The organism is Pseudomonas nitroreducens, assembly GCF_024170165.1.
GTDB classification, from domain to species: Bacteria; Pseudomonadota; Gammaproteobacteria; order Pseudomonadales; family Pseudomonadaceae; genus Pseudomonas; species Pseudomonas nitroreducens_C.
On the sequence record NZ_JALJXP010000015.1, the window covers coordinates 124,421 to 139,513 of the forward strand.

Below are 15,093 nucleotides of genomic sequence, written 5' to 3' on the forward strand. Positions count from 1 at the left end.
TCGAAAGATGCCCCACCCAGTGGAGCATCTTGCTCGGATGCCTCGAGCGCGGTGTGGAGCCAGCGTCCGCTATGGGTCGGTAGCGGCCTCGCGTGAGATTCTGCGAATCAGCCAGTAACAGACGCCGAGGGAGGACCACAACACCGGGCCTCGCCGGCCCGGTGAACGGTTTGACAGCTGCTCAGGCCGACGTCATCAAGTCGCTGAAGACCTGCAGGTGATGGTCATCGTCGCCCAGCTGACGGGCGACCATCAGCAAGTGCTTGGCATGATGCGAGAGCTGGTATTCCCAGGTCAGGCCGATGCCGCCATGCAGCTGCACGCTCTCGTCAGCGATCAGGCGAGCCACGCGACTGACGATGTACTTGGCCGCCGCCAGGGCGCGGCTGCGCTCGATGCTATCGGGTTCATCGGCCAGGCAAGCGGCGAGCAGCGCCATGGAGCCGGCCTGGTCCAGTTCGATACGCAGGTCGACCATGCGGTGCTGCAGGGCCTGGAACTTGCCGATCACGCTGCCGAACTGCTGGCGCGTCTTCAGATAGTCGAGGGTCAGCGCGCAGGCCGCTTCCATGCTGCCGACCGCCTCGGCGCACTGCGCGGCGATTGCCCGTCCCTGCTGGTAACGCAGCGGGGCCAGAGCGCCGCCTTCCGTGCCCAGCAGGGCGGCGCTGGGCACGAACACCTGGTCCAGGTACAGGTCACAGGCCATGCGCCCGTCCAGCGTCGGGTAGTCCCGGCGACGCACGCCGGGGCTGTCGGGGTCGACCAGGAACAGGCTGATCCCCGCCTCGTCCAGCGGCTCGCCCTCGGTGCGTGCCGATACCAGAATCAGCCCGGCACTCTGTCCACCGAAGACCACACTCTTGCGTCCGTCCAGCAGCCAGCCGCCGGACGTGAGGCTGGCGGTGCTGTGGACATCGTGCAGCAGGTAATGGCTTTGCGGCTCATCGACGGCCAGCGCCAGTTGCAACTCGCCGCTGGCGACTCGCGGCAGCAATTCGGCGCCCTGTGCCGGGTTGGCCAGTTGCGCCAGCAGGCCGCCGGCGTACACCACAGAGTACAGGTAGGGCTCCAGGCACAGGCCACGGCCCAGCTCGGCGCAGACCAGGCCCACTTCCACGCCCTGTCCGGCAAATCCGCCATGGGCTTCGGCAAACGGTACGGCGCACAGCCCCAGCTCACCCAGTTGCGCCCAGAAGGCCCGGCTGAAGCCGTCCGGTTCGCGCCGGTTGGCCTCGCGCTGCTCGAAGCCGTAGTGGTCGCGCACCAGGCGCGCCGCGGTGTCCTGCAGCATCTGCTGCTCTTCGCTCAATTTGAAGTCCATGCTGCGGGCTCCTTACAACTCAAGGATCATCTTGGCGATGATGTTCTTCTGGATCTCGTTGGATCCGCCGTAGATCGAGGCCTTTCGCGAGTCTAGGTACTGGTAGGCGGCAGTGGCGCTGTCGGTGCTGTGCAGCACCTCGCCCGGCCTGTCCTCCAGACCCAGTTCGTCCTCCAGGAAGGGCAGCGCGTAGCTACCCACGGCCTTGGTCAGCAGGTAGACGATCTGCTGGCGCACCTCGGTGCCCTTGATCTTGAGGATCGAGCTTTCGGCACCCGGCACTCCGCCATCGCGGGCAGCCACCAGCGCGCGCAAGTTGCTCATGTCGGCTGCCATCAGTTGCATCTCCACGGCGGCGACCTGTGCCCGGAACAGCGGGTCTTCGAGCAGCGGCCGGCCGTTACGCAGCTCCTGCGCCGCCACCTGCTTGAGCTTGCGCAGCAGCACCTTGGTCTGGTTGATGCCGCCGATGCTGGTGCGTTCGTGGGTCAGCAGATACTTGGCGCAGGTCCAGCCTTCGTTCTCGCGGCCCACCAGGTTTTCAACCGGGACTCGTACGTTGTCGAAGAACACTTCGTTGACCTCGTGCTCGCCGTCCAGGGTGATGATCGGCCGCACCGTTATGCCCGGTGTCTTCATGTCGATCAGGAGGAAACTGATGCCGCGCTGCTGGGGCGCCTCTGGATCGGTGCGGACCAGGCAGAACATCCAGTCGGCGTAATGCGCCAGGGTGGTCCAGATCTTCTGGCCGTTCACCACGTAGTGATCGCCGTCGCGCACGGCGCGGGTCTTCAGCGCGGCCAGGTCGGAGCCGGCACCCGGTTCGGAATAGCCCTGGCACCACCAGTCGGAGCTGTCGAGGATGCGCGGCAGAAAGCGCGCCTTCTGCTCCGGCGTACCGAAGCGGATCAGCACCGGCGCCACCATCTTCGCGCCGAAGGCGACCACCCGTGGCGCGCCAGCGGCGAAGCACTCTTCCTCGAAAATATGTTTCTGCACGGCGCCCCAGCCCGGGCCGCCATACTCCGCGGGCCAGCCCGGCACCAGCCAGCCGCGCCGGTTGAGGATGCGCATCCAGCGCACCTGGTCTTCCTTGCTCAGGCGCTTGCCGGCGAGGATGCGTTGCGCCAGCTCCGGGGGCAACTCGGCACGCAGGAACGCGCGCACCTCTTCGCGGAACGCCTGTTCCTCGGGAGTGAAGTGGATATCCATCAGTGAACTCCTGGTACCGGGCCGCCGACTGCGGGCGGCCCCGGGCAAGTCATTGGTCGAAGACGATCACCGAGCGAGCCAGCTCGCCGCGACGCAGTTCATCGAAGGCCTGGTTGATCTGGTCCAGGCGGATGCGCTGGGAAATCATCTCGTCGAGCTTGAGCCGGCCGGCCATGTAGAAATCCACCAGCGCGGGCATGTCCACCGGGAAGCGGTTGGACCCCATCAACGAGCCCTGCAGGCGACGTTCGTGGAGCAGCTGGTAGGGGTCGACCTCGATCTTCAGCCCCGGTTTGATCATGCCGATGATGGTGGCGGTGCCCCCGCGCGCCAGCATGCCGAAGGCCTGCTCGGCAGTCTGCTTGAGGCCGATGCACTCGAAGGCGTGATGCACGCCGCCACGGGTCAGTTCCAGCACCTGCTTCACCGCGTCGCCGCCCTTGCCGTTGACCACATCGGTGGCACCGAACTGGCGGGCCAGTTCCAGCTTGGAGTCGAGCATGTCGATGGCGATGATCCGCCCGGCCCCGGCCAGTGCCGCGCCATTGATCGCCGCCAGGCCGATACCGCCACAACCGATCACCGCGACCGTTTCGCCAGGACGGACCTTGGCCGTGTTGAACACCGCACCGGTACCGGTGGTAACGGCACAGCCGAGCAATGCGGCGCGGTCCAGCGGCATGTCGCGGCGGATCGCCACGCAGGCGTTCTCGTGCACCAGCATCTGCTCGGCGAAGGCCGAGAGGTTGACGAACTGCGGCATGGGCTTCTGCGCATAGCTCAGGCGCGGTTCTTCGTCCTTGTCACGCTTGGTCTCCGGCGACACGCAGCGCGACAGGTGGCCCGTCACACAGTGTTCGCAGTGGCCGCAGAACACCGTCAGGCAGGTCACCACGTGATCGCCGGGTTTGACCGTGCGCACCTCGGAGCCGACCTGCTCGACGATGCCGGCGGCCTCGTGGCCGAGCACCATGGGGCCAGGATAGGGATAGGAGCCGTCGATCACGTGCAGATCCGAATGGCAGACGCCCACGGCGACGGTACGGATCAGGACTTCGCGCGGACCGGGCTTGCTGATGCCGACGTCTTCGATGCTCAGCGGCGCGCCGACCTGGTGGAATACAGCTGCTTTCATGGTGTGCCTTCTCGACGGTAGGGGAATTCGACAGTGACGGGAGCCGGCGAGGATCAGCCGGCGCGGTAGAGGGCCCTGGCGTGGCTGAAGGTGCGGAAGCCATCGATGCCGTGGTAGGCGCCCATGCCGCTGTGGCCGACGCCACCGAAGGGCAGGCTTTCCAGCCCGGCGTGGTGCATCACTTCGTTGAGCGTCACGCCGCCGGAACAGGTGCGTTCGAGCACTGCACGCTCCTCGCCGGCATCGCTGCCGAACCAGTACAGGCCGAGGGGGCGCGGGTGGGCGTTGACGTAAGCGATAGCCTCGTCGAAGTGGCGATACGGCTTGATCGGCAGGAGCGGCCCGAAGATCTCGTCCTGCATGACCTGCAGGCCTTCGCCGGGGTCACGCAGCAGGGTCGGCGCAAGCTTGCGACGCGCGGGATCGAGTGTTTCACCGGCCGGGTTGAGTTCGACCAGTTCGACGCCCGCAGCCTGCGCCTCGTCGAGGTAGCCGCGCAGGCGCTGGTAATGGCGGGCGTTGATGACGGCGGTGTACTCGGGGTTGTCCGCCAGCGTCGGGAAGACCTTGGCGACGACAGCGCGGGCGATCTCGACGAAGGCGTCCAGCGACTCCTCGGGGACCAATACGTAGTCCGGCGCCACGCACAACTGGCCAGCATTCATCAGCTTGCCGAGCATGATCTTGCTGGCCGCACTCTTCAGGTCGGCCGAGCGGGACACGATCGCCGGCGACTTGCCGCCCAGCTCCAGGGTCACCGGCACCAGGTTCTCGGCGGCCGCGCGCAGCACATGCCGGCCAATGCTGCCGGCGCCGGTGAACAGCAGGTGGTCGAAGGGCTGGCGGCAGAAAGCCTGGCCGACTTCCGCCGGGCCGGTGACCACCGCCACCTCGTCCTCGGCATAGACCTCACGGATCATCCGGGCGATCAGTGCCGAGGTCTGCGGGTTGAACTCCGAAGGTTTGATCATGACCCGGTTGCCCGCTGCCAGCGCACCGGCCAAGCCCTTGAAGACCATATTGGCCGGTACGTTCCAGGCAGTGACGATGCCCACCACGCCCAGCGGCTGGTACTGCACCCAGGCCTCGCCGCGCGGCGCCTGGCGGCGCTCCGGCTGCATCCATTGATGCAACTCGTCACGGGTCTGCCGCAGGGTGGCCAGCGGCGACAGCACGTCGCTATGGCGCGAGAAGGTCGGGCTGCGCTGGCCGAAGTCCGCGTCGAGCGCTTCGATCAGCGCCGCTTCATGACGGACCAGCAGGTCGATGGCGCGGTCGATCAACTCGATGCGCTGCTCGGCGCTCCACGGCTCGCCCGCGCGGCTGGCGGCGTGCTGGCGCTGCAGGATCGCACGGATCGCGGCGTCATCCGGGTGGGCGGTGGCGGTCATGGCAGAGGCTCCTCAGCTGGGCAATCGGGCCGGCGGACAGCGCCGGCGAGTCGCTGCAATGGTTGGGGCTATGCCCGCCCCAGGGCGCCACCCGGATCAGGTGGTTCGGCCTCAGGCGAGCAATCCACGGGCCTTGGCGAAGGCGATCGCCTGGGTGCGCCGGCTGGTGCCGAGCTTCGCGTTGATGTTCTTGGCGTGGTACTTGACGGTATTCACCGAGAGGAACAGGGCATCGGCGATTTCCTGGTTCGACAGGCCCTCGGCGAGCCGCTCGAGTACCGCCGCTTCACGGGCCGTCAGCTCCTCCTGATAGCCGCCGGCGTCGGCCCCCTCCTCTTCGATTTCCTGCTGTTGCCGGAAACGCAGCACCTCCGCGCGCAGCTGGCCAAACCCGCTCCGGCTGCAGTGCTCGACGATCACCCGCAATCGCGCCGCCGCCTGCTCGCGCCGCCCCAGGTGGTGCTCTGCCTGCGCCACCAGCCATTGCACCTCCAGGCTCAGGGTGGGCGGCAGCAGGGTCGACAGCGCGCCCCCCACCGGGTACTGCCCGGCGAGCAGGCCACCGGCATCGAGCACGCCACGCCAGTCTCGCCGTTGCGCCAGGCCCTTCAATTGCTGCAGGGCCAGCGCTGGCTGGTAGCAGGGCCGGTCGATACCGGCGCACTGCATGGCCCGCTCGCCACGCCGGACCTGGGCCTGCGCCAGGGCCGGGTTGCCGCGACGACCAGCCACCTCGGCCAGTCCCAGGTAACTGCCCAGCACGAAGGGCGCGTCGCAATCGCGTAGGTGCGGCTGGGCGGCCCGCAGCGTCAGGTCGGCGTCCTCCACGGCGCCCTGCGCCAGCAATAGATCAGCGCGAGTGAGCATCAGGCGCCCCAGTACCGGGTCCCAATCCAGCCCGGCCTGCGCGCGCCCCTGCAGCCCATCCTCGAGCAACAGCCCGGCCAGCTCCAGCTCACCGGCCAGCATCAGCCCGCGCAGGCACTCGCCCTGCAGCAACGCCTCGCTGTCCTGGCAGCCCTGCCGGCGCGCCTGCTCCAGCGCGGCGTGCCAGTGCGCCTGCGCCTCCCGCACGCGACCGCTGGCCTGCAGAACCCGTCCCAGGGTGAACTGGCAGAGCAGGTGCGACAGCCAGTCCCTCGGCTCGTCCCCCAGGTTGGCCAGCGCCTCGCGGCAGTGCCGCTCGGCCCCATCAAGTTCACCGCGGAACGCCTGGACGCCACCGACAAGGGCTTGCCAGTGCGCCAGCAGCAGACAGTTATGCTCCGCGGTGGCCGCCGGCAGGAAGCGCGACAGGCCAGCCAGGCTGCGCTCGGCTTCGCCGACCCGACCACTGAGCAACAGCGCCAGCGAACTGAGGTAGATCAACCGTGGGGTGCCCTCCAGCAGCTCGCCAGGCAGTTGCCGACGCCACTCCAGCACGCGCCGCAAGTGACGGTCGGCGAGTTGCCAGCTCGGCTTCAGGCGCTCGATATAGGTCGCCGCCACCTCGGGCTGCCGCGCCCGCAGGGCCTGGTCGATGGCGTCGTGCAGCTGACCTGCCAGGCTGAGCAGGCGGCAGGCGTGCAAGCGCAGGCGCGCCAGCTCCTCCGGTGCGATGGCATCGTGCAGCAGGCTGGCGACCAGAGGCTGGACGCGGTACCAGTGTTCCTCCGCGTCCAGCGGCTGGATGAACACCTGCAGGTGCAGCAGACGGCCCAGTGCCTGGGCGCCGGCACCAGCTTCCCAGAGCTGGGCGCAAAGCTCGGCGGAGAACCTGGGCAGGTGGCACAGGCCATGGAACACGCGGCGCTCCCCGTCTGTCAGGCGCACCAGCACTTCGCGTTGCAGGTAGTCGCGCAGCAGTGTCCTCCCCTGGCTGTTGCCGGCCAGCAGAAGGCAGCCGGCACCCCACCAGCCGCCGCACCTCAGCCAGATGTCCTCGCGCTGCGCTTCGTCGGCATCAGCCGCGAGACGGCGGCAGACCGCCTCGTAATCGCGGTGTGACATGCACAGTTGAGCCACGCCCAGCTCCAGAAGGTCCCCTCGCAACAACAGCGATGGCAGGTCCCACGCGGGCCGCTGGCGACAGCTGACGCTCAGGCGTACACGGCATTCCGGCAGGTGCAGCAACTGCTCGAACCAGTTATTCAGTTCAAGGCACAGGTCACCCGCCAGATCATCCAGCACCAGGCGTAACGGGCGGCCCGGCAGACCGAGCAGACGCAGCAGTTGCGCCGGGCCGGTGGCGGCTGGAAAACCCAGTGCCGAGGTAATCTTCGAGCAGAGTTCGGCCAGCCCCGGCGCCTGCCCGCGGCAGCTCAGCCATAGCAGGCTCTCGCCAGCGGCGCCGCCGGCGAAGCTCTCGCAGAGCAGCACCGTCTTGCCGTATCCCGCCGGTGCGCACAGCAACGTCAGGCGCTGCCGGCCATCGCGCACAGCGGCGACAAGCGCGCCGCGCGGCACATGGTGCTCCGGGAGCCGTGGAAGAATGGCAACGGGCGCGCACGCCCAGTTCGAACTGACACCCAGACCTTGCATGATGGGCCTCGATCCATGGTGTGGCGGGAGCAGCAGGCGGTGCGAAGGCACAGGAGCCCGCCGAGTCTGCAATCAGACTGCAAAACACCGTGGAAAAAGGCGCCACCCGTGTCAGGTGGCGGCCGCAGGATGGCGATGCCCGGTGGCCCGGACAAAGAGCGCCGGAGCGGGAGCAGGACGCCCCGGCGCAGGCACGGCGATGACCGACGCATCGCCGCGATCGGACAGACTGCCTCAGCGGATACCGGCGTTGCGCAGGGCCGCGGGGGTGAAGTCGTTCATGCTGAACTTCTGGTCGTACTGGGTGGCCTTCTTCGATTCGTTGGTCATGCCGAACACCAGGTAGCGACCGGCGATCAGGTCGTACAGCGCCTGCGCCGCATAGAGGCTGACGCCGTGCTGGTAGTCGTTGACCTGGTAACCCTCGCCGACGCGCCAGAGCTGGCCGCGCCCGTCATAGTGGTCCACCTCCAGCAGCGACCAGGTGTCCTCGTCGAAGAACATGTGGCGCTTGGCGTAGATGTGCCGCTGGCCGGGCTTGAGGGTGCCCTCCACTTCCCAGACCCGGTGCAGCTCGTAACGCGTCAGGTCCTGGTCGATGTGGCCCGGCTTGAGGATGTCGGTGTACTTGAGCCTGGGCGACCAGAGCCGGTAGTTGTTGTACGGCACGTACATCTCGCGCTTGCCGATCAGCTTCCACTGGTAGCGGTCCGGCGAGCCGTTGTACATGTCGGCGTTGTCCGCGGTGCGCAAGCCATCGGCAGCGGTGCCGGGGCCATCGTAGGCCACCTGCGGGGCGCGGCGTACGCGGCGCTGGCCGGCGTTGTAGGACCAGGCATTGCGCGGCTCCTTCACCTGGTCGATGGTCTCGTGCACCAGCAGCACGTTGCCGGCCATGCGCGACGGCGCGGTCACCGCCTGCTTGACCAGGAACAGGTAGTTGGCGGCCTTCTGCGCATCCACGTCGGGCATCAGGAAGGGAATGGCGACGTCCTGCTGCATCTCGACCACGGTGAAGTCACCGTTGACCTGCGGCGTGGCCTGGGCGATCTGCTGCGTGTAGCTGGTGCCGCGGTAGCGCGTCTCGTGGTTCCACACCACTTCCACGCCGGACTTGGGAATCGGGAAGGGGTAGTAATGCCCGGCGAAGTTGCTCAGGCCGTCGCCGTCGTTGACCAGTTCGGTGGACTGGGCGCTCTTCTTCGCCGCCGCATAGATCGAGTCCGGTGAGGAAGCGCTGCGGCGGGTCGGGTAGACCGGGATGCGGTAGGTGTCCGGGTAGCGCTGGAACATCGCCTGCTGGCCGGGGGTCAGCTTGTCCTTGTACTGCTCGACGTTGGCGCGGGTAATGACGAACAGCGGCTTGTCGGCGGCGAAGGGATCACCGAGAAAACCGTTGCCATCCACCGGCGCCGCGCCGGGCTTCAGTCCGCCGGTCCAGGCCGGGATGCTGCCTTCGGCGTTGGCGGCCATTTCGCCGCCCAGCGGCGTCAGGCTGGTGCCGAGCCGGGCCGCTTCGTCCGCGGAAATGGCGGCCATGACACTGGTGGTCAGCAGCGACAGCGCGAGGACGCCGGTTTGCAGGAATGCGATCTTTTTCATGCGGGTATCTGCCTGTGCTGGATCAGAAGTTCACGCCGAAACTGAGCGAGACGAAGTCGCGGTCAGTCAGGGTGTTGTACTTGCCGTCGAAGTAGTTGGTGTAACTGAGGCTGGCGGTGTAGGTGTTCAGGTAGTCGGCATCCAGGCCCAGGCTGATGGCCTTGGCGCCCTCTTCGAAGTTCGGCCCGCGACCTTCCACGTCATGCGACCAGGCGAGGTTCGGCTTGAGGTTCACCCCGGCGAAGACGTTGGGATAATCGAGCATGCCGCGCAGCCGGTAGCCCCAGGAGTCGCTGGTGTAGAAGCCGTGGCTGTTGCACTCCTGCGCGGGGTTGCTGGCGTTGGCCAGACCGACGTTGGTGCCGGCGCAGCTGGTCGCGCCGGCGGCGCCGGGCAGGATGCCGGAGCCGAACGCGGGGTTGCGGCCGAAACGGATGTCAGTGCCATCGGCGTCACCCAGTCCGTTGATGCGGTTGTAGCCCACCTCACCGATCAGCGTCAGGCGCTCGGCGCCCATCACCTGGTCGAAGAACTGCGTCGCGGTCATCTGCGCCTGCAGCACCGGCATGCGCTTGTAGCCATTGATCACGCCACCATTGGGCACATCGGCGATGTAGCCGCTGGTGACCAGCGGCGACAGCCCCGGAGTGCCGCGCACGTTGGTGGTGGCGCTGAGCAGGTCGGCGGTGTTGATCTGCAGCGGCATGTTCGGCCGGTAGCTCAGCTCGCCACCCAGCGAGGTTCCGCCGATGTTGGTCTGGAAGCTCAGGCCGTAGAGGCGGATGTCCTCGGGGTAATCGATGAAGTAGCCGGCGCTGCGCGGCACGTTCAGGGCGTTGGGCGGAGTGCCGGCGCCCTTGGTACGCACGGTGCTGAGGAACGGGTTGCGGCTGTGGTAGTTCATCGCATACGCCGCGACTTCGGTGTCGTTCAGCTCGGGGATGAACCAGCGCAGGGCCAGGCCGAACTGGCCACCGTCGCGCGCATCGTTGTCCTTGACCCGCGGGATGTAGACATCATCCAGCCCACGGGCGATGGCCAGGGCGCTGCCCTTGTTGGTGGCCTGGCCGGGCGCCAGGTCCAGCCCGGACACCACCAGGCGGTCATCGCACCCCTTGGGGATGCCGTCATTGCCGAAGAAGGTGCCGCAGTTGTCGGCCACCGACTTGTCCCATTCGATCTGGTAGAAGCCTTCGGCGGTGACGTTCTCCATCAGTCCCTGGGACAGGTAGAACATGTTCACCGGCACCAGCGCTTCCTTCACCTCGGAGCCCGGGCGGCGCAGCGCGGCGACATCGATGGGGTTGATCGAGTTGATGCCGTTCTGGATGAAGGTGCTCTCGCCCCAGCTCACCACCTGCTTGCCCAGCCGCACGTTGCCCGGCAGGTCGCCCAGCTCGTAGTTGTGGTAGACGAAGCTGTCGAGGAACATCGCCCCGGAAGACTTGGCGGCCTGGTCGCGGCCATGGTCGTCGATATCGTAGAAGTGCTGGCTGCCATCCTTGAGCTCGGAGTCATACCAGTACTTGCCGCGCACGAACGCACCGCTGTCGCCGTACTTCAGCTCCAGGTCGTGCAGCCCCTTGAAGATGGTCGAGAAGTTCTCGCCACTCTTGAAGTTCAGACGGCCGTCATCCACGGTACGCGACGACGACTTGCCGCCTTTCACGCCCATCGAGTTGAAGTTGGAGATGAACTGTTTGTCGGGAGTCTGGGTGGACCAGCTGGCGCCGATCGACAGGGATGAGTCGAACTTGCCTTCGATCTCCCCGATATTGAAGTCGACGGCGTAGGCCTGCGAACCGACGCCCAGGGCGACGGCGGCGGCCAGCAGCTGCGGCTGAAAAACTCCGCGTTTTGTTGTTCTTGTCATGCGGCGCTCCGAAAGCGGATCAGTGTTTGGAGAGCCGATGCTAGCGAGGGGTGGAGTGCGCCAATTCACCCGATCGGGTAATTCTTCCAGATGCCATCGTGCCCGCCCGCAGACCGCGCCAGGACTGCCACCGAGCCACGTTACCAAGGGTGACAAGCAGCGGATGGTGCGCTCTCGCAGCCATCCTGCCAGGCCAGAAAAGACGAAGCCCCATCGAGGGTTCGATGGGGCTTGGGTGATTGGCGGTAACCTCGGTGAATCAGCGGGCGCCGGCCGACCCCCCCTTCCACAGGGTGAAGATGCCAGTGGCCCGCAGCACCGTGCGCTCGCCGACCTTCAGACGGCAATCGGCGTTGGCGAAACTGCCGCCGAACTTGAGAATCTCCACATGGGCCTCCAGCCAGTCGCCCTCGCGTACCGCACCCAGGTAGTCGAGGGAGAGGTTGACGGTGATTGGCGGGAACTCCAGATCGTACGCGCGCCGGAACACCACGCCGAAGGCACTGTCGGCCAGGGTGGCGAGGAAGCCGCCGTGGACGATGCGCACCGAGTTGAGCAGGTGCTCGCCGATGCGTACAGCGAGCACCGGCAGCTCGTCGTGCAGGTAGAAGCCGCCACAGTGACGGGCGAAGCCCGGCGGCGTCGGCAGCGGCGAAAAGCCTGCCGGAACGGCCGCCTGCGACAGGTCGACGGCGGCCATCAGTTGACCGCCCGGCTCTTGCCGGCCCAGAAGGGTTCGCGCAGGTCGCGCTTGAGGATCTTGCCAGCCCCGGTCAGCGGCAGCGCGTCGCGGAACTCCACCGACTTCGGGCACTTGTAGCTGGCGATGTACTCGCGGCAGTAGCGGCGCAGGTCGTCCTCGTCCACCGTTGCCCCCGGTTTGCGCACCACGATGGCGTGCACCGACTCGCCCCATTGCTCGTGCGGAATGCCGATCACCGCGCACATCAGCACTGCCGGATGGCGGGCGACGACGTTCTCCACCTCGGCGGAATACACGTTCTCGCCGCCACTGACGATCATGTCCTTGAGCCGGTCGACGATGAACAGGTAGCCCTGCTCGTCCATGTAGGCGCCATCGCCGGTGAACAGCCAGCCGTCGCGCAGCGCCCTGGCGGTTTCCTCCGGCTTGTTCCAGTAGCCGAGCATGATGTTCGGGCCGCGCACGATGATCTCGCCCACCGTTCCGCGAGGAACCTCGATGCCCTGCTCGTCGACGATCTTCACATTGACACCCAGGCCGGCGCGCCCCACCGAGCGGATCAGGCCGCTGGCCCTGGCCTCGGCGCCATGGTTCTGCGGCGGGTTGGTGGAGACGATCGGGCAGGCCTCGGTCAACCCGTAGGAGTGAGAGAGCTGCAGATGCGGCAAGCGGGTCAGCACCTGCTCGATCATCTCGCCGGCGGTCGGCGAGGCACCGTAGGTCAGGCGCCGCAGCGAGGACAGGTCGTGCTGGTCGAATTCCGGGTGGGCCAGCAGGCCGAGGATCATGGTCGGCACCAGGATCGCATCGGTCACCCCCTCCCCGGCGATGGCGCGCAGCACCGCCGGTGCATCGAAGGTCGGCTGGATGACGTGGGAGCCGCCGGCGATGAAACCGGAGACCACCCGCGCCAGCCCGGCGATATGGAACAGCGGCATGACGTGCAGGTCGCGCTGCTCGGCGCCCTGATGGATTTCCGCCATGCGCTGGATGCAGGCCGACCAGAGGTTGAAGTGGCTCTGCATCACGCCCTTGGGAAAACCGGTGGTGCCGCCGGTGTACATGATGCAGGCAAGGTCGTCGCCGCCACGACCGGCGTCTTCCACCGGCGTGGCGCCGGCCAGCAGCGTCTCGTATTCGAGCATCCCCGCGGGAGCGTCCTTCTCCCCGGCGTAGATGAACACCGGGGCATTGCGCGCCTGGGCACGGATGCCCTCGACCAGCGGCAGGAAGTAGTCGTCGACCAGCAGGAAGCGGGTGTTGCAGTCATCCAGCGAATAGACGATTTCCGGCACCGCCCAGCGGATGTTGATCGGGTTGAGCACCCCACCGCCCCACCAGGTGCCCTGCATGTATTCCAGGTAACGGTCGGAGTTGAGCGCGAGCATACCGACGCGGTCGTCGGCGACCATGCCCAGGTTGCGCAAGGCGCCGGCCAGGCGCGCGACGCGCTCGCCGAACTCGCGGAAGGTACGGCGGCGCGCGCCGAAAAGGGTGACGGTACGCTCGGGCGTCTGCTGCAGCGAACGCTGCAGGCCTTGGGTCAGGTACATGCGGGGAATCCTTGGAATTGTTGTTGTCGGGCCCGGTGCTCAGGAGGCGTGCCGGGCCATCTCCTGTTCCTGCAGCTCGCGCCAGGCGATCTTTCCGGTGGCGTTCTTCGGCAGGCTGTCGACGATCTGCGCCAGGCGCGGGGCCTTGTAGGTGGCCATGTGTTCGCGGCACCAGGCGAGCAGCTCCTCGCTGCTCAGCGAGGAGCCAGGCTTCAGGGTCACCACCGCCTTCACCGTCTCGCCGCGATGGCGGTCGGGAACGGCGATCACACAGGCCTCGGACACCGCCGGGTGGCCGTGCAGCAAAGCCTCGACCTCCGCCGGCCAGACCTTGAAGCCCGAGGCATTGATCATTCGCTTGAGCCGATCACGCATGAACAGGTAGCCGTCCTCGTCCATGCTCGCCAGATCGCCGGTACGCAGGAAGCGCTTGCCGTCGATGACGATGAAGCTGTCGGCATTGGCCTGCGGATTGTTCCAGTAGCCCAGCATCGCCTGGCCGGCGTGGGCGACGATTTCGCCGACCTCGCCCTGGGCGACCGGCTCCAGGGTTTCAGGGTCGAGCAGGCGCAGGTCGACACCGAAGGTCGGGACCCCCAGGCAACCGCGCTTGGGCTTGTACAGCGGGTTGGTGCAGAGGAAGGACGCGGTCTCCGTCAGGCCGTAGCCTTCGATGTAGTCGAGGCCGTAGCGCTGCTTGAGCAGGTCGCTGATGTGCTGCGGCGTGGCCGCCCCGCCGCCGGTGATGATGCGCAGGCTGGAGAGGTCGCGCTGGTCGATGCCGGGCTGCGAGAAGAAGTCCACCAGCATGGTCGGCAGCGCTGCCCAGAAGGTCACGCCGTGGCGCTCGATCAGGGCCGCGGCGGTTTCGCGATCCCAGCGCGGCATCAGCACGATGGTGCTGCCGTTGAAGATCGCGGCGTTGACGTTGGTCTGCAAGCCGAGCAGGTGGAACAGCGGCGCCACCGCGAGGAACACCGACGAGGCGCTGGTCGGGCGCCATACCGAGGAACCGACGAAGGAGGTGCTGACGGTCCGATGGGTGTGTACGCAGGCCTTGGGCTTGCCGGTGGTGCCCGAGGTGTAGGGCAACATGCAGAGGTCGTCGGGACCGGCGCGATGCGGCGCCGGCGCGTGCTCCCGGGCCAGTGCCGCCGCCCAGCGCTCGCCACCGGCGAACAGTGGCTGCGTCGAGGAGCGCTGGCGCACCCAGTCGGGAATGTTCAGTCCGGCGTCGTCCTCACCCAGCGCATCGCCGTAAGCGTGCACGACCACGTGCCGCAGCGAGGTGCGGCCAATCAGCGGGGCAACCTGTTCCACCAGTTCCTCGGCGACGAAGGCCGCCACCGCGCCGCTGTCGCGGACGATGTGTTCCATCTCCTCGAGCAGCAGCATGGCGTTGGCCGGCACCAGCACGGCATCGGCACGCAGGATGGCGAAGTAGGCGGCGATGAACTGCGGGCAGTTCTGGCTGAACACCACCACCCGGTCCCCGCGCTCCACACCGCAGACGCTCTGCAGGTAGCCGGCCATGTACTCGACGTCGCGCAGCAACTGGGCATAACAGTAGGCGCTGCCGAAGAACTGCACCGCTGTCTTGTCCGGATAGCGCCGCGTGGCAGTTTCTAGGTGGGTGAAGATGCTGGTTTGCGGAATATGCACCTGGCGCGCCGGCAGGTTGGCGGCGTGGCGCGGATCGGCGGCCAGCGGGCCGCTCGGACGCTCGACCACGCCGGGCGGCGTCGGGTGGGGATGACTGTAGGCCATGAAGCCTCCTGTT

The 15,093-nt window shown here is 67.2% G+C and carries 10 protein-coding genes; all 10 read right to left on the reverse strand.

Annotated elements, in window-relative coordinates; translation table 11 throughout:
- Nucleotides 1–181: 181 nt before the first annotated feature.
- Nucleotides 182–1,324: an acyl-CoA dehydrogenase family protein gene (locus J2T47_RS25205; RefSeq protein WP_253452914.1), complete on the reverse strand. Its 1,143-nt coding sequence runs from the start codon at nt 1,322–1,324 to the stop codon at nt 182–184.
- A 12-nt stretch (nt 1,325–1,336) separates the two neighbouring features.
- Complete coding sequence (locus J2T47_RS25210) at nt 1,337–2,536, reverse strand: acyl-CoA dehydrogenase family protein (protein ID WP_253452916.1); 1,200 nt, start codon at nt 2,534–2,536, stop codon at nt 1,337–1,339.
- Nucleotides 2,537–2,585: 49 nt separating this feature from the next.
- Complete coding sequence (locus J2T47_RS25215) at nt 2,586–3,671, reverse strand: Zn-dependent alcohol dehydrogenase (RefSeq protein ID WP_253452917.1); 1,086 nt, start codon at nt 3,669–3,671, stop codon at nt 2,586–2,588.
- Nucleotides 3,672–3,724: 53 nt separating this feature from the next.
- Nucleotides 3,725–5,062 carry a coniferyl aldehyde dehydrogenase gene (locus J2T47_RS25220; RefSeq protein ID WP_253452919.1) on the reverse strand — a complete coding sequence of 446 codons (1,338 nt, stop codon included), beginning with the start codon at nt 5,060–5,062 and terminating at the stop codon, nt 3,725–3,727.
- 111 nt (nt 5,063–5,173) lie between these two features.
- Nucleotides 5,174–7,507 carry a helix-turn-helix transcriptional regulator gene (locus tag J2T47_RS25225; protein WP_253452922.1) on the reverse strand — a complete coding sequence of 778 codons (2,334 nt, stop codon included), beginning with the start codon at nt 7,505–7,507 and terminating at the stop codon, nt 5,174–5,176.
- Nucleotides 7,508–7,816: 309 nt separating this feature from the next.
- Nucleotides 7,817–9,184: a DUF1329 domain-containing protein gene (locus tag J2T47_RS25230; protein WP_253452924.1), complete on the reverse strand. Its 1,368-nt coding sequence runs from the start codon at nt 9,182–9,184 to the stop codon at nt 7,817–7,819.
- Nucleotides 9,185–9,206: 22 nt separating this feature from the next.
- Nucleotides 9,207–11,057: a DUF1302 domain-containing protein gene (locus J2T47_RS25235; RefSeq protein ID WP_253452926.1), complete on the reverse strand. Its 1,851-nt coding sequence runs from the start codon at nt 11,055–11,057 to the stop codon at nt 9,207–9,209.
- 259 nt (nt 11,058–11,316) lie between these two features.
- Nucleotides 11,317–11,757 carry a PaaI family thioesterase gene (locus J2T47_RS25240; RefSeq protein WP_253452928.1) on the reverse strand — a complete coding sequence of 147 codons (441 nt, stop codon included), beginning with the start codon at nt 11,755–11,757 and terminating at the stop codon, nt 11,317–11,319.
- Nucleotides 11,757–13,313: a long-chain-fatty-acid--CoA ligase gene (locus tag J2T47_RS25245; RefSeq protein WP_253452931.1), complete on the reverse strand. Its 1,557-nt coding sequence runs from the start codon at nt 13,311–13,313 to the stop codon at nt 11,757–11,759. The genes J2T47_RS25240 and J2T47_RS25245 overlap by 1 nt, the downstream gene beginning before the upstream one ends.
- A 39-nt stretch (nt 13,314–13,352) precedes the next feature.
- The gene (locus tag J2T47_RS25250; protein ID WP_253452934.1) at nt 13,353–15,080 is read right to left on the reverse strand and encodes a long-chain fatty acid--CoA ligase; all 1,728 of its coding nucleotides are present in this window, start codon (nt 15,078–15,080) and stop codon (nt 13,353–13,355) included.
- Between the last annotated feature and the right edge of the window lie 13 nt (nt 15,081–15,093).